Source organism: Falsihalocynthiibacter arcticus (assembly GCF_000812665.2).
In the GTDB taxonomy this organism is placed as follows: Bacteria; Pseudomonadota; Alphaproteobacteria; order Rhodobacterales; family Rhodobacteraceae; genus Falsihalocynthiibacter; species Falsihalocynthiibacter arcticus.
The window spans coordinates 3,368,630-3,392,863 of sequence record NZ_CP014327.1 but is presented as its reverse complement, the minus strand read 5'-3'; the positions used below and the strand labels follow the sequence as shown (position 1 = coordinate 3,392,863).

Annotated in this window: 23 protein-coding genes and 1 pseudogene; 9 read left to right on the top strand and 15 right to left on the bottom strand. The window is 53.0% G+C overall.

Annotation, left to right across the window (positions count from 1 at the left end; genetic code table 11):
• Positions 1 to 10: 10 nt before the first annotated feature.
• From phoU to RC74_RS16650, 6 genes are all read right to left on the bottom strand, one after another.
• Entirely contained in the window at positions 11 to 718 is a 708-nt protein-coding gene (gene phoU / locus RC74_RS16675) for a phosphate signaling complex protein PhoU (protein ID WP_039003400.1), read from the bottom strand.
• 10 nt (positions 719 to 728) lie between these two features.
• Positions 729 to 1,526, bottom strand: coding sequence for a phosphate ABC transporter ATP-binding protein PstB (pstB, locus tag RC74_RS16670; protein ID WP_039003401.1), 798 nt, complete (start codon positions 1,524 to 1,526; stop codon positions 729 to 731).
• A 13-nt stretch (positions 1,527 to 1,539) separates the two neighbouring features.
• Complete coding sequence (gene pstA, locus RC74_RS16665; RefSeq protein ID WP_039003402.1) at positions 1,540 to 2,871, bottom strand: phosphate ABC transporter permease PstA; 1,332 nt, start codon at positions 2,869 to 2,871, stop codon at positions 1,540 to 1,542.
• Positions 2,868 to 4,328 carry a phosphate ABC transporter permease subunit PstC gene (pstC, locus tag RC74_RS16660; RefSeq protein WP_039003403.1) on the bottom strand — a complete coding sequence of 487 codons (1,461 nt, stop codon included), beginning with the start codon at positions 4,326 to 4,328 and terminating at the stop codon, positions 2,868 to 2,870. Before pstC ends, pstA begins: the two co-directional genes overlap by 4 nt.
• A gap of 56 nt (positions 4,329 to 4,384) precedes the next feature.
• Complete coding sequence (locus RC74_RS16655) at positions 4,385 to 5,416, bottom strand: substrate-binding domain-containing protein (RefSeq protein WP_039003404.1); 1,032 nt, start codon at positions 5,414 to 5,416, stop codon at positions 4,385 to 4,387.
• A 133-nt stretch (positions 5,417 to 5,549) separates the two neighbouring features.
• Positions 5,550 to 6,590 carry an ATP-binding protein gene (locus RC74_RS16650; protein ID WP_039003405.1) on the bottom strand — a complete coding sequence of 347 codons (1,041 nt, stop codon included), beginning with the start codon at positions 6,588 to 6,590 and terminating at the stop codon, positions 5,550 to 5,552.
• A 198-nt stretch (positions 6,591 to 6,788) separates the two neighbouring features.
• On the opposite strand from RC74_RS16650, the gene RC74_RS16645 reads away from it, so the two are divergent.
• Positions 6,789 to 7,172, top strand: coding sequence for a hypothetical protein (locus tag RC74_RS16645; RefSeq protein WP_156477504.1), 384 nt, complete (start codon positions 6,789 to 6,791; stop codon positions 7,170 to 7,172).
• Here the strand turns inward: RC74_RS16645 and RC74_RS16640 are convergent.
• Genes RC74_RS16640 through RC74_RS16625 form a run of 4 tightly spaced genes read right to left on the bottom strand, consistent with a single transcriptional unit; the run spans position 7,165 to position 10,425 of the window.
• Positions 7,165 to 8,361, bottom strand: a complete 1,197-nt coding sequence (locus tag RC74_RS16640) for a trans-sulfuration enzyme family protein (RefSeq protein WP_039003407.1) — start codon at positions 8,359 to 8,361, stop codon at positions 7,165 to 7,167. The two genes, RC74_RS16645 and RC74_RS16640, sit on opposite strands and share 8 nt — an antisense overlap.
• An 8-nt stretch (positions 8,362 to 8,369) precedes the next feature.
• Positions 8,370 to 8,891, bottom strand: a complete 522-nt coding sequence (locus RC74_RS16635) for a gamma carbonic anhydrase family protein (RefSeq protein ID WP_039003408.1) — start codon at positions 8,889 to 8,891, stop codon at positions 8,370 to 8,372.
• Positions 8,888 to 9,544, bottom strand: coding sequence for a guanylate kinase (gmk, locus tag RC74_RS16630; protein WP_039003409.1), 657 nt, complete (start codon positions 9,542 to 9,544; stop codon positions 8,888 to 8,890). The genes RC74_RS16635 and gmk overlap by 4 nt, the downstream gene beginning before the upstream one ends.
• Before the next feature lie 2 nt (positions 9,545 to 9,546).
• Positions 9,547 to 10,425 carry a YicC/YloC family endoribonuclease gene (locus tag RC74_RS16625; protein WP_236939961.1) on the bottom strand — a complete coding sequence of 293 codons (879 nt, stop codon included), beginning with the start codon at positions 10,423 to 10,425 and terminating at the stop codon, positions 9,547 to 9,549.
• 176 nt (positions 10,426 to 10,601) lie between these two features.
• Between RC74_RS16625 and RC74_RS16620 the strand changes: the two genes are divergently transcribed.
• On the top strand, positions 10,602 to 11,315 hold the full coding sequence (locus RC74_RS16620; RefSeq protein WP_039003411.1) for a PAS domain-containing protein: 714 nt from the start codon (positions 10,602 to 10,604) through the stop codon (positions 11,313 to 11,315).
• A gap of 118 nt (positions 11,316 to 11,433) precedes the next feature.
• Here the strand turns inward: RC74_RS16620 and RC74_RS16615 are convergent, their stop codons facing one another.
• The gene (locus RC74_RS16615) at positions 11,434 to 12,804 is read right to left on the bottom strand and encodes a class II 3-deoxy-7-phosphoheptulonate synthase (protein ID WP_039003424.1); all 1,371 of its coding nucleotides are present in this window, start codon (positions 12,802 to 12,804) and stop codon (positions 11,434 to 11,436) included.
• A gap of 187 nt (positions 12,805 to 12,991) precedes the next feature.
• Between RC74_RS16615 and RC74_RS16610 the strand changes: the two genes are divergently transcribed.
• From RC74_RS16610 to RC74_RS16580, 7 genes are all read left to right on the top strand, one after another.
• A complete protein-coding gene (locus RC74_RS16610) occupies positions 12,992 to 13,990 on the top strand; it encodes a GlxA family transcriptional regulator (protein ID WP_039003425.1) in 999 nt (332 codons plus the stop codon).
• Positions 13,991 to 14,189: 199 nt separating this feature from the next.
• A complete protein-coding gene (locus RC74_RS16605; protein ID WP_039003412.1) occupies positions 14,190 to 15,374 on the top strand; it encodes an ABC transporter substrate-binding protein in 1,185 nt (394 codons plus the stop codon).
• Positions 15,375 to 15,469: 95 nt separating this feature from the next.
• On the top strand, positions 15,470 to 16,255 hold the full coding sequence (locus tag RC74_RS16600) for an ABC transporter ATP-binding protein (RefSeq protein WP_039003413.1): 786 nt from the start codon (positions 15,470 to 15,472) through the stop codon (positions 16,253 to 16,255).
• Positions 16,252 to 16,965 carry an ABC transporter ATP-binding protein gene (locus tag RC74_RS16595; RefSeq protein ID WP_039003414.1) on the top strand — a complete coding sequence of 238 codons (714 nt, stop codon included), beginning with the start codon at positions 16,252 to 16,254 and terminating at the stop codon, positions 16,963 to 16,965. Before RC74_RS16600 ends, RC74_RS16595 begins: the two co-directional genes overlap by 4 nt.
• A gap of 1 nt (position 16,966) precedes the next feature.
• A complete protein-coding gene (locus RC74_RS16590) occupies positions 16,967 to 17,977 on the top strand; it encodes a branched-chain amino acid ABC transporter permease (protein ID WP_039003415.1) in 1,011 nt (336 codons plus the stop codon).
• On the top strand, positions 17,974 to 19,275 hold the full coding sequence (locus RC74_RS16585) for a branched-chain amino acid ABC transporter permease (RefSeq protein ID WP_039003416.1): 1,302 nt from the start codon (positions 17,974 to 17,976) through the stop codon (positions 19,273 to 19,275). The genes RC74_RS16590 and RC74_RS16585 overlap by 4 nt, the downstream gene beginning before the upstream one ends.
• An 84-nt stretch (positions 19,276 to 19,359) precedes the next feature.
• The gene (locus tag RC74_RS16580) at positions 19,360 to 19,953 is read left to right on the top strand and encodes a nucleotidyltransferase family protein (protein ID WP_039003417.1); all 594 of its coding nucleotides are present in this window, start codon (positions 19,360 to 19,362) and stop codon (positions 19,951 to 19,953) included.
• 85 nt (positions 19,954 to 20,038) lie between these two features.
• On the opposite strand, the pseudogene RC74_RS16575 reads toward RC74_RS16580, so the two are convergent.
• The 4 genes and pseudogenes from RC74_RS16575 to modB form a co-directional block, all read right to left on the bottom strand.
• A pseudogene (locus RC74_RS16575) lies at positions 20,039 to 20,698 on the bottom strand (Hint domain-containing protein); the annotation flags it as partial.
• A gap of 996 nt (positions 20,699 to 21,694) precedes the next feature.
• On the bottom strand, positions 21,695 to 22,417 hold the full coding sequence (locus tag RC74_RS16570) for an ATP-binding cassette domain-containing protein (protein ID WP_082802340.1): 723 nt from the start codon (positions 22,415 to 22,417) through the stop codon (positions 21,695 to 21,697).
• Positions 22,384 to 22,719, bottom strand: coding sequence for an ATP-binding cassette domain-containing protein (locus tag RC74_RS23350; protein ID WP_062628324.1), 336 nt, complete (start codon positions 22,717 to 22,719; stop codon positions 22,384 to 22,386). The genes RC74_RS16570 and RC74_RS23350 overlap by 34 nt, the downstream gene beginning before the upstream one ends.
• Positions 22,716 to 24,149, bottom strand: coding sequence for a molybdate ABC transporter permease subunit (modB, locus tag RC74_RS23175; RefSeq protein ID WP_082802339.1), 1,434 nt, complete (start codon positions 24,147 to 24,149; stop codon positions 22,716 to 22,718). Before modB ends, RC74_RS23350 begins: the two co-directional genes overlap by 4 nt.
• Positions 24,150 to 24,234 lie beyond the last annotated feature (85 nt).

The window sequence follows — 24,234 nt, the reverse complement described above, 5'->3', positions numbered from 1 at the left end:
TGTTTATCCTTTACAAATCAACGCTATAGGATGGCATCAATCCTTTGGTACGCTCTTCTGCCGGCAATTCACCCGTCACAAGATAGATGACTTGTTCCGCAATTGACGTGGTGTGGTCGCCCATGCGCTCGATGTTTTTGGCAATAAAATGCAGGTGCATGCAGGCGGTGATATTGCGCGGGTCTTCCATCATGAAGGTGAGGAATTCGCGAAACAGAGCGTTGTACATTTGGTCAACTTCTTGATCGCGGCGCCGCACATCTTCGGCCATTGCGACGTCGCGCTGAACGAAGGCATCCAAAGCATCGCGCAGCATGTGTTCCACTTCACGCCCCATGCGCCGGATTGCGCCGGATGCGCCGTCAATATCGGGCATTTGAACGAGGGACGACGTACGTTTTCCAAGGTTTTTGGCATAGTCCCCGACCCGCTCAAGGTTCCCCGCGAGTTTCATCACTGTCAGAACCGTGCGCAGGTCCGTTGCCGTGGGCGAGCGCAACGCAATTACACGCGCCGCTTCGGAATTTACCTGATCTTCGAGGGCGTCAATGGCTTTATCGCGGTGTCGCACTTGCTGTGCGAGCTCCTCGTCACGGTCTTCCAATGCTCTGGTTGCATCGGAAATGGCCACCTCAACAAGGCCGCCCATTTTCATGATAAGTGCTTGAATGCTTTCAAGATCACGGTCGAACGAGGATACGATGTGTTGTTCTTGCATGGGGGGTCTCCTAACCGATCCGGCCCGAAATATAGGCCTCCGTACGGGGATCAACGGGGTTGGTGAAAATACTGTCAGTCGCGCCAAATTCAACGAGGTTTCCAAGGTGGAAAAACGCTGTTTTCTGGCTCACACGGGCGGCTTGTTGCATGGAGTGCGTCACGATAACCACAGAAAAATTGGAGCGCAATTCGTCGATGAGTTCCTCAACCTGCGCGGTTGCAATGGGATCAAGCGCCGAACAAGGTTCGTCCATCAGGAGCACTTCTGGGCTGGTCGCGATGGCGCGGGCGATGCACAAACGTTGTTGCTGGCCGCCCGAAAGGCCCGTTCCGGGGGCGAGAAGACGGTCTTTGACCTCTTCCCAAAGCGCGGCTTTGCGCAGGCTGTCTTCGACAATCTGGTCAAGCTCGGTTTTGTTCGCGGCCATCCCGTGAATTTTCGGGCCATAGGCCACATTGTCATAGATCGATTTCGGGAAGGGATTTGGCTTTTGAAACACCATGCCGACCTTGGCCCGCAACTGAACGGGGTCCACTTTTGCGTCATAGATGTCTTCATTGTCCAGCAAGATTTTGCCTTCCACCCGACAAATATCAATCGTGTCGTTCATGCGGTTCAAACAGCGCAGGAAGGTGGATTTTCCACACCCCGACGGTCCAATAAAGGCCGTAACGGTTTGGGCAGAGATCTCGACGTTTACGTCCTTAAGCGCTTGAGTCTCTCCGTAATAGACCTGCACATTTGCCGCAGAAATCTTGGTTTTTTGATCACTCACGACTCTCTCCATCATTCTCATATCATTCATTTTTGCGCCCTCTCTACCAGCGGCGTTCAAAGCGGCGGCGCAACATAACTGCCCCTGCGTTTATCACAATCAGCATTAACAACAGCACGATAATCGCGCCAGAAGCCCGCTCAAAGAAGGCCGGATCGGCCCGTTGTGTCCAATTATAGACCTGCACGGGAAGCGCCGAAGCGGGATCAAACAGGCCTTCCGGCGGCGCACCCGGGAATTCCCGCACAAAAGCCACCATCCCGATGAGTAACAAGGGCGCGGTTTCGCCAAGGGCTTGCGCAAGGCCAATAATCGTACCCGTCAGAATGCCGGGTGCGGCTAGAGGCAACACGTGGTGGAAGACGGCTTGCATCTTACTGGCGCCGACCCCCAAGGCCGCGTCGCGGATGCTTGGCGGTACGGATTTCAGGCTGGCGCGGGTCGAGATGATGATCGTGGGAAGCGTCATCAATGTCAGGACCAAGCCGCCGACGATTGGTGCCGACTGCGGCAGGCCCGCGAAGTTAATGAAAATCGCCAGTCCAAGGATACCGAACACAATCGAGGGGACCGCAGCGAGGTTGCTGATGTTGACCTCAATAAGGTCGGTCCAGCGGTTTTTCGGCGCGAATTCTTCCAGATAGATACTGGCCGTGACCCCAATTGGCAGAGCCAAAAGCAACACAACCCCCATCATATAAAGGCTTCCCAAGATCGCGACGCCAAGGCCTGCCGCTTCGGGGCGCTGGTCTGAGGCGTCGGGGGCTGTGATGAAGCCCCAATTGAAACGGGTTACTATATCGCCAGATTTTTTCAAAGCATCTGCGGCGAGGAGTTGTTCCGGCGTGACGTTTTGATCTAAGGCCGCGCTTTCTAGCGACACGCGGTCCTTGTAATAGCCATCGACCCGACCATCTGCCAAAACGTTGATTGTGATGGTTTGGCCTATGAGGTTTGGGTTGCTCAACACCATATTGCGCACTTGCGCGGGGGCTTCTTTGGAAATCATCCCGCTTGCTTCTTTTTTAGACAGATCGGTGACGCCTGCTGCTGCCAGTTTTTCCAGCAAGGCTGTGGTCAGGAGTGGCGCGTAGGTGATCGTTGAGGCTTTTTTCATCACCTCCAAATCGCGCACGCCGGATTTGTCGAGTTTGCTTTCGAGAAGGTCCACATTCAACGTGATAAAGGTCTGGCGAAATGCGCCCGCGCCGTTGCTCACAATCGAGGTGACCAAAATGATGAGGGCAAGTAGACCCACACTGATCGCTGCCATTCCGTAATAGCGAAACCGTTTTTCAGCCGCGTTGCGCTTTTTTACGCGGTCGGTTTGCACATACAGCGAGGCCGATGGAGGGTTGGTTGAAAAATCGCTCATTCGTACTGTTCCCGATATTTGCGCACGATATAGAGGGCGATAACATTCAGCCCCAACGTGATGGTAAAGAGGGTAAGGCCAAGCGCAAAAGCGACGAGCGTTTCTGGGCTGGCAAAGTCGGTGTCGCCGGTCAATTGGCTAACGATTTTAACGGTGACGGTTGTCATGGCCTCAAAGGGATTGAGCGACAAGCGGGCCGCGGCCCCTGCCCCCATCACCACGATCATGGTTTCGCCAATGGCGCGACTGGCCGCGAGCAAAACCGCGCCGACAATGCCCGGAAGCGCTGCTGGCACCACAACTTGGCGGATGGTTTCGGACTTTGTGGCGCCGAGGCCAAGCGAGGCATCGCGCATGGTTTGAGGTACCGCGTTGATGATGTCATCGGACAAGGAACTCACGAAGGGAATAAGCATGATCCCCATCACAAGGCCCGCCGTCATCACCGACGCACTGCTTTCACCAAGACCCAAAGGTTGCGCGAAATGATCCCGCAACATCGGGCCAACTGTCACCAGAGCAAACAGGCCGTAAACAATCGTCGGAATACCCGCGAGAACTTCGATCAGAGGTTTGGCAATGGCGCGGGTTTTAGGGCCTGCATATTCGGACATATAGATTGCGGCGAACAACCCGACGGGCACCGCGAAAAGGAGCGCGATGAAGCTGATATAGAGCGTGCCCCAGAGGAGCGGCAGGATACCAAGGTCGCTGTCCCCCCGAAAATTCGGTGCCCAGTTGGTTCCAAAGAAGAACTGAACGAACGGGTACTGAAAGAAGAAATTGCGGGTTTCAAACAACATGGAAAGCACGATGCCCGCCGTGGTGAAGATCGCGATGGAGGCTGAAAAAATCAACATCAGTTTGATGGCGGCTTCTACGCGGTTGCGGGCGCGGAAATCCTTGGTGATCTTCCCGAGTGCATAAAGCAGCCCCGCAATGGTCGCTCCAATGCTCGCGAGAGACAACCAAAACCGGCCGGTTGCACTTAGCTTGCGCATCTCTTGTGCGGCTTCAAGGATCGCGGGTTCGACCGCTTGCCCAACGGCCACGCCGTATGATCCGAGTGTGTCCTTGAGCGCCTCTGGTGTGCCAGAAAGCGTATGCGACGCCTCCCAATCCAACACGCCGCGTGCAACGGCTGAATCAAGCCCGTCCGCTATGCGGTGCACGTCGCTTAGGACCAAGCTGCTCGCGGCACCCGCATCAAGGAGTTGAGTTTCTAGGGAGGATTTAACTGCGTTTTCGACAAAGAATGGCTGGAGGAAAAGCCAAGCCAGCAAAACAAAAATCCCCGAGAGAAACGCCGTGCCTGCTGCGAAACTCCCGTAATAGATCGGGAGCGAATGGAGGAGCTTTGAACTCCCGTTGGCGGACGCGAGGGCGCGTTTACGCCCCAACATGTAGCCAAGGGCCGAGAGCGCAAGGATCGTGATGATTATCCAAAATACCGGCATATTCATTCCGTCAAATAAGAAAGGAGCCGCCCACGATTGGGCAGCTCCTAAGGGGATTACATCCCCAATGTGCCTTCAGTGGCGATCAATTCTTGAGTTGTAGCAAGATCAGGATCGGCAACAAGACCGTACTCGGAGAGGGGGCCGTCGGAGCCCGCGATCTCGTCGGATACGAAGAATTCAGCGTATTCTTTGAGGCCAGGGATTACGCCGATGTGCGCTTTTTTGATGTAGAAGTACAAAGGACGCGACACGGGGTATTCGCCAGTCGAGATGGTTTCTGTTGAAGGGGCAACGCCGGACATTGTTGCAACTTGCAGCTTGTCTGTGTTGTTTTCGTAGAATGCGAGGCCGAACACGCCGATGCCGTCTTTGTTGCTTTCGATGCGTGCGAGGGTCTCGGTGTAATCACCGTCAATGTCTACGGACACACCGTCGGTACGGATCGCCATACAAGCTTTTTCAGCGGCTTTTTTGTCGTCGCCGTTGGCAGCTTTGAGAACCTCAAATGCGCCTGTTTCTTCACAGCCTGCAAGGATCACTTTTTCCTCAAAGACTTCGCGGGTACCGTGCTTTGTACCTGGGATGAAGGCTGCGAGTTTTTGCGCGGGGAAAGCCGCGTTTACGTCTGTCCAAGTCGTGTTTGGGTTCGCAACCATTGCGCCGTCAACCAAGATGGTGTCGGACAGAGCGTTGTACCAATCTGCAGGGGTAAATTCGAAGGTTTCCCCATCGATGTCAGAAGCGAAAACGATACCGTCATAGCCGATACGCACTTCGATGATGTCCGTTACACCAGCTTCGGCGCAGGCTTTGATCTCGGCGTCCTTGATCTTGCGGCTAGCGTTTGCAACGTCGATTGTGTCTTCGCCAAGGCCTTGGCAGAATTTTTTGAGGCCAGCAGAAGAACCACCAGATTCAACAACAGGTGTTGGGAAGTCTGTGTTTTCACCAAAGGCTTCAGCCACGATTGCAGCGTAGGGCAAAACTGTGGAGGAACCAGCAACCTGAACTTGGTCGCGAGCAGAAGCAGATGTCGAGGCGGCAGCAAGTGCCAAAGCAGATACGCTGAATTTCACAAATGACATGGGAACTCCTAAATGTCAGTTATGGGCCTTCCTTGTGCAAGACCCTCAACGCGCTGTTTAAGAGCGCTCGTTAATGGTTTTGTGACATAGACGTAACAGTTTTATGACATGTGCCGATCTTTGGCGTGTTTCTCTAAGAAATGGGCAAAATAACGATGAATTGGCTGCCTTTTCCCTCGTCACTTTGAATCCTCAGACGCCCGCGATGGCGATTCACGATGTGTTTAACAATCGCAAGTCCAAGCCCCGTCCCCCCCAATTCGCGACTACGATGGCCATCAACACGGTAAAAACGCTCGGTCAGCCGTGGCAAATGGTGGCTTTTAATCCCGTCGCCTTCGTCGCTCACGGTCGCAAGGACGGCGGGGCAACGTAGGCTTGGTTCAAACCCAACGCAGGCTAGAGTAATCGTGACCACACCGCCCTTTTTGCCATATTTAATGCTGTTTTCGATCAGATTGCTAAACACCTGCTGGAGTTGATCACTGTCCCCCGTCAGGTGAATCGGCTCTGTCGGCATGTCGAAAGCAACCCTTACGTCGGAGGCCTCCGCTAAGGGACGCAGCGCCACAATGACGGCTTCGATGACGGAAGCAATATCGAGCTGCACGTCAGGTCGGATTCGCTCTTGGGATTCCACGCGAGAAAGCGACAGAAGATCCCGCACAAGGCGATTCATGCGGGCCGCTTCTTGATCCATAATGCCAAGGAAACGCTCGCGTGCCACCGAATCGTTCTTTGCCGATCCTCGTAATGTTTCTATGAACCCTGCGAGGGCTGTGAGCGGAGTTCTCAACTCGTGCGACACATTGGCAACAAAATCGCGGCGCATTTGACCCGCTTCCTCAAACGAAGAAATGTCTTGAAATGTCAGGAGGACACCCTGCCCCTCGGTCATTTCAACGGGCCGACAAACGACCTCGAAAATAGTCTCGTGCGTGGTCGTGGTCTTGACGAATTTGGCGCGCGTTTCACGTGTATTTTCCCTACACCTTTCAACGCAATCGAGTAAGATAGGTTGACGCAACGCGGTAATATAATGCCTCCCTTCCAGCCCCGCTCCAAAGAGTTCGACTGCCAGTGGGTTGATAACACGCGCTATATGTTGGGTGTCAATTAGAACCGCTGGGAGAGGTATGCCGGCGAGAAGAGCTGCGGAATTTTGGTCTGTCATTTTTGGGTCCTGCGGTCTCGTTGTTGCAACGATGCTTCAAATTTTGTTAAAAGTAAATCTAACGACACCGATTATGCGATTTACCTGTTGAAAGTTTTGCTTATACTTCTTGTTAATCAATGAACTAATTGTGACAAACGGCAATTTAAGCGAGTGAATTTCCATGCATTACGGTGCCAACCTCAGTAAGTTAAGAATGTGACACGAGATAGCTCTGACATCTCCAATAACGAAAAAGAACCCGTAACATTGATTGTCGGGGACGCTGCTGCTTGGCTTTCTGCTGGACGCAGTTTGCCGGATGATCCGAGTCTGCATTACGTAAGTTTCGACGAAATGTCGCAGCGGTTACTTGAGTCCTTTGAACCCGATATTATCCTGACCCCACTTCTGGGACAGGGGTTTGATGCCCTTGATTTGGCTGTCATACTTGAGCAATATAAATACAAAGGCCGTTTTCGTGCGCTATGTCCGAAGCTTCCAAATCCCGATTTGGTGATGCGCGAAATTCAGTCCCTGTGCCCGAGTGTGGATTTTGACCTTTTTGTCGTCGACGACAGTGATCCACGCCGCCTCAATTGACCTGTGCCGCCGCATGAATGGCCGTTGTGAATTCGTCAATAAGAACGCGAATATCCTCAACACCAACTGACACGCGAAAGAACCCTTCACTCATACCGAGGGCCGCCCGCGCCTCTGGCGTCAGCGCCCGATGGGACGAGCTGGCGGGGTGCGAGAGGGTTGTGCCGATATCGCCAAGAGTGGGCGCAAATGCGATGTTTGGGGCCGCTAGAGTCATGGCATTCGCCGCAGCTCGCCCGCCCTCGATCTCGAAACTCACCATGTTTGAGCCATATTCCCCAAGGATTGCAGTGGCGCGATTATGGTCGGGATGGTCCTGTCGTGTAGGATAAAGAACTCGTTTCACATTTGGCAGGGTCGCAAGGTGATCCGCAAGCGCACGGGCGTTTTCTTGGGCGCGGTCAAAACGCAGGTTGAACGAATAAAGGCCCCGCTCCGCCAACCAACAATCAAAGGGGCTCGCCGTAAAACCGAAAGTAACAGACGTGTCGTAAATCTTCTTCTGCAAAGCGGGATCGCGGGCGACGGCATAACCAAGAGTGACATCCGAGTGCCCCGCCAAAAGCTTAGTCACCGAATGAACAACCACATCCGCACCATGCTCAAACGGGCGATATGCGCGCGGCGTTGTAAAGGTATTGTCGACCACCAAAAGCGCGCCAATCTCTTGCGCGAGGGCGGCAATCCCTTGCATATCGGCAATCCGCAACGTTGGATTCGAGACAACCTCAACAAGGATCATTTTCGTCGCGGGCGTCACGGCCTTGCGCATCGCGGCAACATTTGTGGGATCGGCCAACGTCGCGGTGACCCCAAAACGTGGCATATCTTGCGTCAACATCCGCATGGAACGCCCATAAAGCTGATCCGCAGCGACCACATGATCGCCACTTTGCAATAGGCCCAGCAGCACTGCCGAAACCGCAGACATTCCTGAACTCGTGATAATGCCGCCGCTCACGCCTTCCATCATGTCGATTTTTTGCGCTAAAACATCGGCGTTCGGGTGGCCTTCGCGGGCGTAGGTATAGCCTTTGGCGCGGCCTTCGTATTGGTCGTCCAACCGGTCTGGTGAGGGAGAGGCATAGACCACCGAAGGCTGGAGTGGCGTGACAACCGCGCGCGAAATTGTCTCGGGCCAAGGGGTGCGGCGCACGAGGTTTTCAGTCGGTGTATTGGAATCAGACATGGAAAATCCTAAATTTCAGTCAAAGTCGCCCGAAATCGGCGCATGTTGTTTTGATAGCTAAGGGCGCTGGCACGCAGCCCCGCAATCGCTTTCTCATCAAGGTCACGGATGATTTTCCCCGGCGCGCCCATCACAAGGCTACCGTCCGGAATCACTTTGCCTTCGGTGATCAAGGCCCCTGCCCCAATCAAACAATTGCGGCCGATTTTAGCCCCGTTCAAAACGATGGCGCCCATGCCGATTAACGTGTTTTCGCCGATGGTACAGCCATGCAACATGGCCTTGTGCCCGATTGTACATCCCGCCCCGATGACCAACGGGTAGCCCATATCCGTATGTAAAACACAGTTTTCTTGGATATTGCTGCCCTCGCCAAGGGTTATGTCCTCGTTGTCACCGCGCAGTGTCGTGCCAAACCAGACCGATGCCCCCGCGCGGATTATGACTCCGCCGATAATATTGGCATCGGGTGCAATCCAGCTGTCGGGATCAATTTGTGGTGCGCGGTCTGCGAGGGCATAAAGTGTCACGGGCGTTCCTCAAATTCTGTGTTTAGATTGCGTACTAGATCCACCAGCCCAATCTGGCGACTCCGTCGCAAACGTTCGGCGGTGACAATGGCGCGCACGTCGTTTTCGGCCTGATCGACATCGCGATTAACCAAAACGTAATCGTATTCGGCCCAATGGCTTATCTCGTCCTTACTGCGTTTCATGCGGACATCAATCACCTCAGCACTGTCCTGCTCGCGCGCAATTAGGCGCCTTTCAAGCTCGGCAATGGACGGGGGCAGCACGAAAATCGACACCACATCCTCGGCGCGAACCGAATTTCGGACCTGCTGACCACCCTGCCAATCAATATCAAACAAAACATCGCGACCAGATTGCAAAGCGGCAATTACGGGAGCCTTGGGGGAGCCGTAGAAATTGTCAAAGACCTGCGCATGTTCAAGCATTTCATTATTTGCAACAGAGGCTTGGAAGTCATCCTTCGAGTAAAAATAGTACTCGCGGCCATGTTCTTCGCCCGCGCGCGGTGCGCGTGTTGTTGCAGAAACGGAGAACTTAATCGACGAATCCCATGCCATCAATCGTTTCGAAAGCGTTGATTTTCCGGCACCCGAAGGGGACGACAGTATAATCAGGATTCCACGGCGGTCTTTAGCGAGATCTTCGGTCATGTTTACTCCACGTTCTGTACTTGCTCGCGCATCTGATCGATGACAGCCTTCAGGTCAAGCCCGATCCGCGTAAGGGACACCGCTTGGGCCTTGGCGCACAGCGTATTTGCCTCGCGGTTAAATTCCTGTGACAGGAAATCGAGCTTGCGGCCAATAGGTTGATCGGAGGCCAAAAGATCGCGCGCCGCCCCAACATGGGCGTGAAGGCGGTCAATTTCTTCGGTCACATCGGCCTTAACAGCCAACATCGCGAGCTCTTGTGCCACGCGATCGGGCTCCGCGCCATCTACATTGTTGAGGATATGGCGCAAATTCTCGGTCAAAGTCGTGGCAACCACATCTTTGCGTTTTTCGGCTTCGGCAGCGGCGGCAATCGTCAGGGCTTCGATGCGATCCATCTGTTCAGAAAGCACTTTAAGCAATGCCTCCCCTTCAACTGCCCGCATTTGCGCGAAACTTTCGAGCAAAGTATCAAAGTCAGTCAGAATCACTGCCTTTAATTCTTCGGGATTATCGGCCTCTTGCGTGACCTCTTGCACGCCTTTCTGGGTTAACAGATCCAGCGCCGAAACCTCCGAAAGGGTTAATTTTTGTGCCGCGGCCACCGCTTCAACCGCCTGAACAGCCAAGATCACGCGTTCGAGCACCTCTTGGTTTATGGTTAATTCGGATGGCGAAGCAATTCGATTTAGTTTCAGGGATATCTGAATAGATCCGCGTGAAAACTTTGATGAAGTTTTGGCTTTAACCTCTTGTTCTAGGCCATTAATCCAGTCTGGAACTCTTGGGCGAACATCAAGCCCTCGGGCATTGACGCCCCGCATGTCCCATGTCCATTCGTATAGGCCTACACCCCCCGTTTGGGCAGAAAAGCTCGTCATTGAGTTAACCATATTTACTGAATTCTCTCCCAAATCGGGTCAAAGGGGTTATATTAACTTTTGAGTAATCATTGCGGACATAAGGTTAACAGAGGCCACCGCATGGAACAATAACCCCAGTTTGTCACAAAGCAATTTGTTTGGATGATGGGACGTTTTGTAAAAGGTGTAGTGGTATGAAAATGAGATCAGAAAATAACGTTATTAGGCTTAAGGAGTTTCCACGGACCGTGTCTTTTCCAGCCATAAACGAAGTTGTAGCCTATTGGGAAGGTCTGCGCGGGGGACGACCCGTGCCAATGCGCAGCGAAATCAATCCACGCGGCATTGAAAGTGCCCTCTCGAATGCGTTTATTCTTGAACGGATCGCGCCGGGTATGGCGCGTTTTCGCCTCGCGGGTGCGCATCTTTCTGATCTTATGGGGATGGAAGTGCGCGGCATGCCGTTCACATCTTTTTTCACACCTGACGCGCGCAAAGAGGTTGGTGCTGCGCTGGAAGCTGTCTTTCAAAGCCCTGAAATCGTTGAGATTATGGTGACTGCGGATACTGGAATTGGCAAACCTGACCTGTACGGAAAAGTTGTTCTGCTGCCGTTGAAAAGTGACTTGGGAGATATTACCCGCGCGCTTGGCTGTTTTGTAACCGAGGGTGAAATCGGTCGGTCGCCACGACGCTTTGGGGTTACGGACCGCAAGGTCACCCAGATTGCGACCGCTCTCGTGACACCTCCTTCCGCGCGGGAAAAAACTGCTGAAACGGAGTTCAGTCCTCCCAGTTTCACAAGCGACGTAATTCCCGGTTTTGAAGAGGCGAAGTCCACCTTCACTGCCGCGCCAAAAGAGGATGTAGGGCGTCCAAATCTGCGCCTTATCTCCTTTGACGACTGAGTATGTCGCCAATGGCTGCCCTAAAATGTCTTGCATCGTTGCAAAACTATTTGGGTTTTAACACGTAAAAAAGCCCCGCATTCAGAAAGAGTGCGGGGCCTTTTTAATTTTTAAGCGCTTAGCTTGCCTTTGCGGCTGCTAACTTGTTGCTGCGGTCCGCGAGTTTTTCGGAAACAAGGAACGCAAGCTCCAAGGATTGGCTGGCATTCAAACGTGGATCACAGGCCGTGTGGTAACGATCCGAAAGGTCCTCGTCCGTTACCGCCCGCACACCACCGGTACATTCGGTCACGTCTTGGCCCGTCATTTCGAAATGCACGCCACCTGGAACAGTGCCAGAAGCCTCGTGAATGGCAAAGAATTCCTGCACTTCGCGCAGGACGCTTTCAAACGGACGAGTTTTATAGCCCGTGGTGGATTTGATCGTGTTGCCATGCATCGGATCACAGGTCCAAAGCACATTGGCGCCCTCTTCCTCGACCGTTTTGATCAAACGCGGCAAGTGATCGCCAACGCTGCCTGCCCCGAAACGCGCGATGAGGGTCAAACGGCCCGCTTCGTTTTTCGGGTTCAGTTTTTCCATCAAGACTTTGAGGTCCTCGGCGGTTGTGGTCGGGCCACATTTCAAACCAATCGGGTTTTGAACCCCGCGACAGAATTCAACATGCGCCCCGTCAGGTTGACGGGTGCGATCGCCGATCCAGATCATGTGACCAGAGCCCGCAATCGGCAAGCCTGTGGTCGAATCTATCCGGCAAAGCGCTTCTTCATATTCAAGAAGCAGCCCTTCGTGGGAGGTATAAAAATCCACCGAGTGCAGCGTATGCGCGGTTTCTGTGGTGATGCCAGCGGCGCGCATGAAGTCCAACGCGTCGGTGATACGGGCCGCCAAATCACGATAGCGTGCAGCGTTATCCGCCTCGGTAAAGCCCAAAGTCCATGCGTGGACTTGATGCATATCCGCATAGCCGCCTTGGCTAAAGGCCCGCACCAAATTCAAGGTCGCGGCGGCCTGAGTATAGGCCTGCAACATCTTGTTCGGGTTCGGAATTCGCGCTTCTGCGGTGAACGGCAAATCGTTGATGATATCGCCACGGTAGCTTGGCAGTTCGACGCCGTTAATCGTTTCGGTTGGGGCGGAACGAGGCTTGGCGAATTGGCCAGCCATCCGGCCAACCTTCACAACCGGCACTTTCGCGCCGTAGGTCAACACCATCGCCATTTGCAACATCACTTTGAATGTGTCGCGAATACCGTCCGCCGAGAATTGCTCAAAGCTTTCGGCGCAATCGCCGCCTTGCAGCAAAAATGCCTCTCCACGGCTCGCAGCTGCCAATTGATGTTTCAACGTGCGCACTTCGCCAGCAAAGACGAGTGGTGGATATTTCGCCAGCTGGGCCTCCGCAGCCTCCAGCGCGGCCTGATCCGTATACTCGGGCATCTGAATCCGTGGTTTTGCACGCCAGTCAGATTTTTGCCAATTTGTCATCGTCTTTGCTCCAAAAAAGTAAGGTGCAACAGTTATGGCGGCCTGAATTGGAAATGCCAACAGGACAAAGCCCCCCAAAACCGCAAAATCGGACATTTTTTATGCCCAGCGGGTGTCTCTATGCTTGCTTCATTCAATTAAAGCTGTTTCCGTCGAGGATGATTTTTAGGTGCGGTGTTAGATGACGATGAGTCGCCAAGGAGAAATAATCGAAACAAAGGACGCGAAACCACGCCGTTTCGTGTTCGTTTTGATGAACGAATTTACAATGATGTGCTTTGCCAGTGCGGTTGAAGCCCTTCGGATTGCAAATCGTATGGCAGACAAAAATCTCTACGAATGGCGCGTTGTTAGTGTGGACGGGCAGCCCGTCATCAGCTCTGCGGGCGTTGTTTTCAAGGTTGATGCCGGACTTGAGGACCTTTGCCGCGATGACTCGGTTATGCTGTGTGGTGGATTGAATATTCGCGCGGCAAGCTCGCCAAAACTGGTTAATTGGATCCGCAAAGAAAGTCGGCGTGGCTCTTCCGTGACGGGTTTGTGCACGGCGGCTTATACGATGGCAAAAGCGGGGTTATTGGACGGGAAGCGGGCGACGATCCACTGGGAACACCACGATGGGCTGGTTGAAGATTTCCCTGACATCGCTGTTTTGAACTCGGTTTTTGTTGTTGACGGTAAAATGATCACCACGGCGGGCGGCACCAGTTCGATTGATCTCATGCTAAAATTTATTGCCGATGGGCACGGCGAACATTTGGCGAATGCGGTCGCGGACCAGCTTATCTATACCTCAATCCGTACCGAAAAAGATTCGCCGCGCCTGTCTATTCCTAGTCGGATTGGAGTGCGGCATCTGAAACTGTCCAACGTCATCCAGACGATGGAACTCAACCTCGAAGACCCCATAAGTCCTGCCGTTTTGGCCAAAGATGTCGGTATGAGCACGCGCCAACTGGAACGTTTATTTCAACGCTATCTCAATCGATCCCCCAAGCGATTTTACATGGAAATTCGCCTGCAAAAAGCGCGTAACCTGTTGATGCAAACAGATATGAGCGTGATCAATGTGGCCCTTGCAAGTGGGTTTTCCTCGCCCAGTCATTTCTCAAAATGCTATCGCGCACAATACGCCACGACGCCCTACCGAGAACGCGGCGTGAAGGCCGAGTTGCCTGCGACCTAGTTTTTTCGCGATCTGAAATTATTACGGGCATGTTGTGGACCGTTGATTCTGAGATTCCGTCTTGAGAAACCCCTATAATTATGACTATTTCCTGAATTTTGGCAAAAAAACAGGATATTTCTCTTCCCTATTTAGAAATGGGTGAATAACCTCACTCTATTAACTGGGCGAACGATCCAGTCCAATAAGGGAGAATAAAATGAAAAAACTACTGATGGCGACAACCGCTGCTGTACTCGTAGGTGCTGGTGCATCTGCTGAAGAAATTAAACTCGGCGTGTTCCTTGGTTTCACGGGGCCAATCGAATCCATGGTCGCAGAGATGGGCCCTGCGGCCGAACTTGCAATCAAAGAAGTTTCAGACACCGGTCTCTTGCTTGATGGCACAACCGTTATTGGCGTGCGCGGCGACACGACTTGTATCGACGCTGGCGCGGCCACGGCAGCTGCGGAACGTTTGATCACAAGTGAAGGCGTAAAAGCTCTCATCGGTGGTGACTGTTCTGGTGTAACCGGCGCAGCTCTTGCTAACGTTGCGGTTCCAAACGGGATCGTTATGATTTCCCCTTCCGCCACATCCCCTGGCTTGTCCACAGCTGAAGATAATGGTCTTTTCTTCCGCACGTCGCCTTCTGACGCGCGCCAAGGCGTTGTAATGACAAACGTTATTATGGATCGCGGCATTAACGAAGTTGCGGTGACCTATACCAACAATGACTATGGTAAAGGTCTTGCGGATGCGTTCGCAGCTGCCTTTGAAGAAGCTGGCGGCACAGTAACAATCAACACAGCCCACGAAGATGGCAAAGCTGACTATTCTGCTGAGGTTGGCGCTTTGGCATCGGCTGGCGGTGCGGCCCTTGTGATTGCGGGTTATGTTGACCAAGGCGGTTCCGGTATCATCCAAGCTGCCATGGACACAGGCGCGTTCGACACATTCGTCTTCCCTGACGGCATGGTTTCGGAAACATTGATCACGAACTTCGGTTCCGATATCAATGGCTCCTTCGGTCAACACCCAGGCACTGACAGCCCAGGCGCTGCGGTCATGCAAGAACTTGGCGCGGCAAACGGCTTTGATGGCACGGGCGCTTTTGCTGGCGAAAGCTATGACGCGGCAGCTTTGATCTTGTTGGCGATGCAATCCGCGGGCTCCACGGAATCTGCTGATTTCAAAGACCACATCTTGACTGTTGCCAATGCTCCAGGCGAAAAAATCTACCCTGGTGAATTGGGCAAAGCATTGGAAATTCTCGCTGCTGGCGGCGAGATTGACTATGTGGGTGCCTCCGCTGTTGAACTCATCGGACCAGGCGAAAGCGCTGGTAACTACCGTGAGATCGAGATCAAAGACGGCGCAATCACAACTGCAAAATACCGTTAATCACGTCTAGAAACTATGAACAGCTCGGATTGATTTCCGAGCTGTTTCAACATGATGTCGCCCATTCTTAAGGTGCGACACAGATGGGGATATATATGATTGAGGTGAAAGATCTGCGCAAGCAGTTCGGGGGCTTTCATGCTGTGGACGGTGCAAGTCTGTCGATAAACGAAGGGTCGATCACGGGGCTCATTGGACCAAACGGCGCCGGAAAAACAACGCTTTTCAATGTTATAGCGGGTGTTCTTCCACCAACTTCTGGCCAAGTGACGATGGGGGGCGAAGACATAACTGGGCTACCGCCGCACGAATTATTCGAAAAAGGCCTGCTGCGAACCTTCCAAATCGCGCATGAATTCTCGTCGATGACCGTCCGAGAAAACCTAATGATGGTTCCGGGCGCACAATCGGGCGAAAGCCTTTGGAACACATGGTTTCATCGCGGCCAGATCGCACTAGAGGAAGCGGCCACCCTTAAGAAGGCCGACGAAGTCCTTGAATTCCTTACAATTGATCATTTGAAAAACGAAAAAGCGGGCAACCTCTCTGGCGGTCAAAAGAAGCTCCTTGAGCTGGGTCGCACGATGATGGTTGACGCGAAAATCGTGTTTCTCGACGAAGTGGGCGCGGGTGTGAACCGCACGCTCCTCAATACCATTGGCGATGCGATCATCCGCCTCAACAAAGAGCGCGGCTATACCTTTGTGGTTATTGAGCACGACATGGATTTCATCGCGCGTCTTTGTGAGCCGGTGATCTGTATGGCCGAGGGCAAGGTTTTGGCGCAGGGCACGTTGGACGAGATAAAAGCCAACGAGCATGTGATCGAAGCCTACCTCGGGACGGGCCTTAAAAATAAGACTGTGGGGGCCAAAAAATGAGTGAACCATACTTAAATGCCGCTGGAATGACGGGCGGGTACGGCACGGGTGCCGATATTCTGCATGACTGTACGTTGACCGTAAATAAGGGCGAAATTGTTGTGATTGTGGGGCCAAATGGCGCTGGAAAATCCACCGCGATGAAGGCCGTTTTCGGGATGCTCAATATTCACACGGGCTCTGTAACCCTTGACGGGCAGGACATTACAAGTATGTCACCGCAGGCGCGGGTCAGCATTGGTATGGGGTTTGTGCCGCAAACACAAAACGTTTTTACCTCAATGACCGTTGAGGAAAACCTCGAAATGGGCGCGTTTATTCGCCACGATGACTTCCGTGAGACGATGGAACAGGTCTATGAGTTGTTCCCCATTCTGCGCGATAAACGCAATCAATCGGCCGGTGAACTTTCGGGTGGGCAACGCCAACAGGTGGCTGTTGGACGCGCATTGATGACGAAACCCAAGCTTTTGATGCTCGATGAGCCAACTGCGGGTGTGTCACCGATTGTGATGGACGAGTTGTTTGATCGCATTATTGAGGTTGCCAGAACGGGCATTTCCATCCTGATGGTGGAACAGAATGCGCGCCAAGCTCTTGAAATCGCGGACAAAGGATATGTCCTCGTGCAAGGCCGTAATCGCTTCACCGACACGGGACAGGCGCTTCTTGCTGATCCTGAAGTCCGCAAATCATTCTTGGGGGGCTGATATGGATATTCTAAACGCGCTCGTCGCGCTGGCAAATTATGTCTTGGTGCCAGCCGTTGCCTATGGCAGTCAACTTGCGCTTGGCGCTCTTGGGGTGACCCTCATTTACGGTATTCTGCGCTTCTCAAACTTCGCCCATGGCGACACGATGGCCTTCGGGACCATGGCGACCATCCTGTTTACGTGGTGGTTTCAATCCATGGGGATCAGTTTTGGCCCCCTGCCAACGGCGCTCCTCGCCCTGCCCTTTGGTATCGCTGTCTCGGCCCTGTTCCTGTTGGGAACGGATCGCGTGGTCTATAGGTTTTATCGCAAACAAAAGGCCGCGCCGGTGATCCTTGTGATTGTATCGCTTGGGGTGATGTTTGTGATGAATGGTGTCGTGCGCTTTATCATTGGCACCGATGATCAACGCTTCGCCGATGGCGCTCGTTTTATCATTTCTGCGGGCGATTTCAAAGAGATGACGGGCCTTGAAGAGGGTTTGGCGATCAGAGTGTCACAAGGGATAACCTTGGTCACCGCCATCATCGTTGTGGCTTTGTTATTCTATTTCCTCAACAAAACGCGCACCGGAAAATCCATGCGCGCCTTTAGTGACAACGAAGACCTCGCGCTTTTGTCTGGGATCAATCCAGAACGGGTGGTGATGGTGACATGGATCATCGTGGCGGCCCTCGCAACGATCGCGGGTGTGCTCTATGGCCTTGATAAGTCCTTCAAACCTTTCACGTATTTCCAACTCCTCTTGCCAATTTTCGCCAGCGCGATTGTCGGCGGACTTGGGAATCCGATTGGCGCCATCGCGGGCGGTTTCATTATCGCGTTTTCGGAAGTTACGGTCACCTATGCCTTTAAAAAGGTGCTTGGGCATCTTCTTCCGGACAGTCTTGCGCCGGATGGATTGGTGCAACTTCTCTCAACCGATTACAAATTCGCCGTCAGCTTTGTGATCCTCATCATAGTCCTCCTGTTTCGCCCAACGGGTTTGTTTAAAGGGAAATCGGTATGAAACATTCTATGCGTGCCCCCGCCCTCACCGTTGTTGTTGCGATTTTAATCATCGGAACAGGTTTTTTCCAAAGCTGGAACTCCGCACTTGGCATTCTCAATATGGGGATCATTTCGGCGATTATGGCGCTTGGGGTGAACCTGCAATGGGGGTTTGCCGGCCTGTTTAACGTCGGGATTATGGGGTTTGTGGCCCTCGGCGGATTGGCCACGGTGCTGATCGCAACCCCTGCGACCAAAGACGCATGGCAAGCAGGCGGCATTGGTATTATCGCCGCCCTTATACTCGGTGCGATGACGATTATCGCCACCATTTACGCCAACAAAAACCTTCCCAAGGGGAAATACCGCATCTTGGGTGTCTCTTCGATCCTCGTCATCGGGTTCTTTGTATTTCGGGCTGTTTTCGATCCTGCAGTCTCCTCAATTGAGGCGATCAACCCTGCGGTGACGGGCAATATCGGTGGGTTAAACTTGCCTGTGTTGCTGGCTTGGCCTGCGGGTGGTGTTCTGGCGGCCGGTGTTGCTTGGCTGATCGGGAAAACCGCACTTGGGTTGCGCTCCGACTATCTTGCGATTGCCACTTTGGGGATTGCGGAAATTGTCATCGCGGTGATGAAAAACGAAGACTGGTTGGCGCGGGGCGTGAAAAATGTCATCGGTATTCCACGGCCCGTGGCCTATGAAGTGGACCTGCAGGTCAACGCGGGTTTTATCGAAGGCGCTGCCAAATTGGGCCTCGATCCGGTTACGGCATCGACGCTTTATGTGAAGCTCAGCTATAGTATCCTGTTCACAGCCGTCCTTGTTTTGTTGCTTGTTTTGGCGCAATTGGCGCTTCATTCGCCATGGGGCCGCATGATGCGGTCTATCCGTGACAATGAGGTCGCCGCCGAAGCAATGGGCAAGAATGTTACCAAACGGCATCTGCAAATCTTCGTGCTTGGCTCGGCCATTTGCGGTATCGCAGGCGCCATGATGGTGACGTTGGACTCGCAACTAACGCCCAGTTCCTACCAACCCCTGCGCTTCACCTTCCTGATTTGGGTGATGGTGATTGTAGGTGGATCGGGCAACAATTATGGCGCTGTTTTGGGCGGTTTCTTGATTTGGTTTCTGTGGGTTCAAGTGGAACCTGCGGGCAACTTTATCATGGAGACGATCACGTCGGGCATGTCCGATGGCGACCTGAAATCACATCTTATCGCCAGTGCGGCGCATATGCGCTTGATGACGATGGGGATTGTCCTCCTGTTGGTCCTCAGGTTTAGTCCGCGTGGTTTGGTTCCCGAAACCTAAACCACCGAAAAATGAACAAGAAACAAGCCCGAAGCCCCGTGTTTCGGGCTTGTTGATTTTGAAGCGCTACGACAAGGTTCCCGCATGAATAATTTTGCCATTCTCATTCCCGCCGCCGGTTCGTCTACCCGTATGAAGGGGCGCGATAAGCTCCTTGAAGACGTTGGCGGCGAGCCCCTTTTGCGCCGCGTGGTCAAACGAGCGATTGCAACGGGCGCGCAGGTTTTTGTGACGCTTCCTGTTGGATCGCCCCGCCTTGAGGTGCTTGCCGATCTTGCCGCGACCACTGTTTTGGTTGCCGATCCTGAAACGGGAATGTCCGCAAGCTTTCGCGCGATTGCGCCGAAACTCGCGAAATCGATCAAAGCCCTGCTGGTCGCCCTGCCCGACATGCCGGAGATCACCGGCCAAGACATGGCGCTCTTGTTGTCGGCTTACGCAATGTTTCCCGACACGCCGATTTTGCGCGCGGCAACGCCAGACGGCACGGCAGGCCATCCTGTGGTTTTGCCACAATGGACCTTCAAAGACTTGCCGAAGCTTCAAGGCGATATGGGACCACGCGACATTCTGAAAAAACACGCCGATAAAGTCGCGCTCATCCCGCTTACAGATGATCGCGCGATTTTGGACCTCGATACCCCTGCGGATTGGGCGAAATGGCGTGCCCGCGCCTAAAGCAAAACCCGCCCTGATTTCTCAGAGCAGGTTAAGGCTGCATAAACTTTGGGTCGCCTCAGTCTGGCAGGACCGAGGCGGGCACTCAGCGCACGAGCAGTTGCGCCTCATGTTTCACTAGTGTTTTACGGGCTGACGGGTACGCGTCAAGGCCTTCTGCCGTTTTCAATTCAGGGAAAATCTCAAGAATTTCCGTGCGTTGCGCATTGCCGATGCCTTCCAAGGATTTATCCCCTGGTTGGAAACTTTCTGTCCATGCGCCATTGCCCAAGACAACTTCGTGGTTGTCGAACATGAAGTGGATATAGGTCATTCCAGCCGTCGCAACTGCCGCGATCCCCTTGTTGTTTACGATGTGTTTTGCCGAGGCAAGCACTTCGCGTTCTTCAAAGTATAGCGCCGTTTGGTCATTGGCGACCAGCATCCGGTGATTGGGCGAAACCAGCATATCACGCTCTGGAAGGCCGTTGCCCATCGCCCCCGCGCGGATCAAAACAGGTCGCAAATGCACGTTGTTTGTCAGGGCACGTTCATCGAGATATTTCTTCCCGAACCAACGGATTTCTTGAATGCCATTGTCGCGCGTAATCACCTTGTCTCCCACAACAAGGTCCTCAACCAAACGCTCCCCACGAGGCGTTGCGATGACCGTCCCAGGCGTGAAACACGGAACAACTTCGTCCATGTTTGTAAATTCAACCGTCCCAATGGAATTCCCATAACGGTCAAAGGTTTCGACCGAGCCGGAGGCTTCAGATTGCGTTTGTGGCGTTAAAATAGTTGAATCTTGTTGGTCGAATGTAAGCAGTTTACTCGGCATGATCTTCTCCTATGAACGCTCTGTAAGGGGCCGCAGCAGCCTGGCTCCAGAGTGTTCGGCAGTTTCCTTTGGGTTCGCTCCAGAAACCGGATAGATCTTCGTCCCCACGATGATCCCGGGCTGGCACCCTGCCCATTCGACAACAGATTGATATCTATGCGAAAAAACCAAACGCGCGAGAGTACCGCGGGTTTCACCTTAACCACGCCATATGCGTTAAAATGGTTCATCAAAAATCCAAACGTCGAAAAAAGACATCCCTCAGCGAAGCGACATCACGTCCTACGGCGGAACCCAAATAAACGTTCACAATGAGGGGAGCGTGCATAAATCGTCCTGCCAAATCATGGCAGCCACAGCGCGCAAAACGCTCTTCAACGATTTTCGTAGATGTAAGACACACCCCGACAGCACTAAAACACCCCTACGCACCGCGTAGTTTATGTGCGTCCACCCCCGTAGACTAGTAGATATCGCCCCCCAGTTGGGCATGTTCTTTCTAGCCAATTGATTGCTTAGAACAAAGGGAAAAATGTCCGAAATGTGGCAACAATTTGTTCACTAAAAAGTCATTCGAGTTCGGGTTTTGGCATATTTTTCCCTAAAACACATGTTAGTTCACCAAGTTTTCCTTCCGGTCATATTGTTTTTCGATTGACGGTTTGGATTTTTATTGTTTATGTTTCAAACAGTTAAGTTTCTAAGTATGCCTCTAACTCGGCGATTTTCTCCCTAAACTCAGAGCATAGAATCGCACAACCTATTGGTTTAATCTGAAATAGGTAACAACTAGGGCGCTACCACAATTGAGTGCCAAGACGTTGACTTCGTTCACGAAGTGTTACCAATCCGGTCGTTTTCTTAGGATCGTCGCTAATATTGGTGGTTATCGCCTTTTTCAAACCACGAATCGCATAGGAATTATGTCCGGTTGAATACAGCAATGAGGCGAAAGTATAGGATTGACCTAGTCGACTGATTTTCCACGGGTACGTGCGCAGTTAAATGCGGAAGATCTACACGGCTTCCCCCGCATGTTATGCTCCCATCGCGCCCCACAATCGTTGGAATTTTGACGAAACCTTTGGGGGCGATAACGTCCTCCCCCGCGAGGAACGATTGGCCCGTACTCCCCTGTAATGTGATCGGTGTGTCCCGCTTGAAGTGTGGGAGGGACACGGTCTTGGGCAAGGTAATCGTCTCCCCGCCCACCATTATTTTTCCACCCTGAGAAGAGTCTCTTTGCCATGTGGCCGAAATTTGTGGACCAGCAGCTTTTGGTGCATTTGTGGTGAAGGTCCGCGAGCTGTCCTGAGTATTTTGGGACGTTCCCGACGGTGAAATTTCAATGTATTGCGCACACAGATGGCCGACGTCATCGGCATCGTGGGACACAAATACCGCAGGGATATTTGCCAAATCAATAGCCCGCGCAAGCACTGGTAAAATGCGGGATTTTTGAGCTGGATCAAGGCCAGTTAGGGGTTCATCGAGCAGTAAAATACGGGGCGCTTGGGCCAAGGCGCGTGCGAGGGCGGCGCGACGTGCTTCGCCGCCTGAAAGCTTATTTGGTAGGCGATCAAGGATGTCAGACAGTTCCAATGCAGCGATTAAATCAGCCGCGAGGGGGATGTGCCTCCCCATTTAGCCGCGAGATCAAGGTTCTCTCGGATTGTAAGATGCGCAAATAGACGCATGTCCTGAAACACCATGCCCACTTGGCGCTGTGACGCTGGTACGGGTTTGCGCATGCCATCAAACCAAGTTTCAGAGCCACATTGCACCCGCCCACTAGATGGTGTCTCAAGTCCCGCAATCACCCGCAGAAGGCTGGTTTTTCCACTGCCACTCGGCCCCACAAGGCCTGTAATTCCTTGGTTGGGGAGGGAAATATCGGCATTCAAGTGGTAAGCGTTTCGGTCTATCGATATTTTTAGATCAATCATGAATTTCCCCCCGCAATTCCGGAGCGGGCCGCACGACCGTTGAGGCTGTAAATCAGGAAAAGCGCAAGGAAAGAAAACACGAGTAATCCCCCAGCAAGTACATGGGCCGCACGGTAATCGAGGACTTCAACGCGGTTGAAAATCTCGATGGAAATGACCCGTGTTTTGCCCGGAAGATTGCCTCCAACCATCAAAACCACCCCGAATTCCCCGATTGTATGCGCAAAGCTCAGAACTGTAGCCGTTAGCACACCGCGCCGTGATAGGGGCAATATCACACGCAGAAACAGGGACATACGCGAGGCCCCCATGGTTTGCGCCGCCTCAATCGTGCCGCGTCCGATCGCTTGAAATCCCGTGTGAAGCGGTTGCACAGCGAAGGGCAGCGAATATAAGACAGACGCCACCAACAAGCCCGCAAAAGAGAAGGTCAACGTGTCGCCCGTCAGTGTGATCCAAAGCCGCCCAATGGGGGTCGTCGGCGCGAACATCACCAACAAGTAAAAGCCCAAAACGGTGGGAGGAACAACGAGTGGCAAGGCGGTAATTGTCTCGACCACGGGACGCATCCGCGACTGCGTGATCGTGAGCCACCATGCGATCGGAATGCCTATTGCCAGTAAAATCAGCGTGGTCGCGCTGGCAAGAAGGAGAGACAGGCGAATGGAAGGCCACAGGGTAACGGACGAAGTCTCTGCGGGTTCAATATAAGTTTCCTCACCATTTGGTGCCAAATATCCCAATTCCGGTAGCACAGTTCGAACGGACTCAGATTGCATATAAGCAAAAAGCGCAATCGCAGCGGGGGTTTGCGACAGAAGGACCATATCTTGAGTCAGTCTAACATCCCTTACGATTTCAGTCGTAAAACGGGCATTTGGGAAGTGTTGCGACGCAGCAAGAAAGCCGATGTCGATGTTGCCCGAGTGCAAATAACTCGCCACATTCGCTACGTTTTGCCCATTCACAATATTCAACGCAGCGGGGTCAAATCCGAGGGCCTTGAGCGTCCGAAGGGCCGCTGCGCCATAGGGAGCGGTCGCTGGATCTGCGATGCCAATCCGCGCTTCGGCAAGCGGCGGTGCATTGACCCGTGAAACGATGGTTAATTGACCCTTAGCGTAGGACGCGCGCTCATAAGCAGGGTTACCCGCTACCAGCGCCCTTGGTCGATCCTGATCCGCCGCTAGAAACAGGTCAAATGGCGCACCCTGTTGAATTTGCGCGAATATTTTTCCAGTTGAGCCTGTGGCTGTCTCGACTTCATGCCCTGTTTTGGCCTCAAAATCTTGGGTTATCACCTCGAATGCGCTGGCGAAATTAGAGGCAACTGCAACGGTGATTTTATCGGCAAAGGCACTGGGGGCAAGCATCAAAAGCGCCAGTTGAATGCCAATTATTTTGCTGAACCACCGTGTCAAACTCAGCACGCCGCCCCTCCTTTTAGGTTGCGTTGCATTTGACGTGGATGGCCCTCGGGATGCAAGCGCATTAGCAAAATATTCGTTCGGCTAG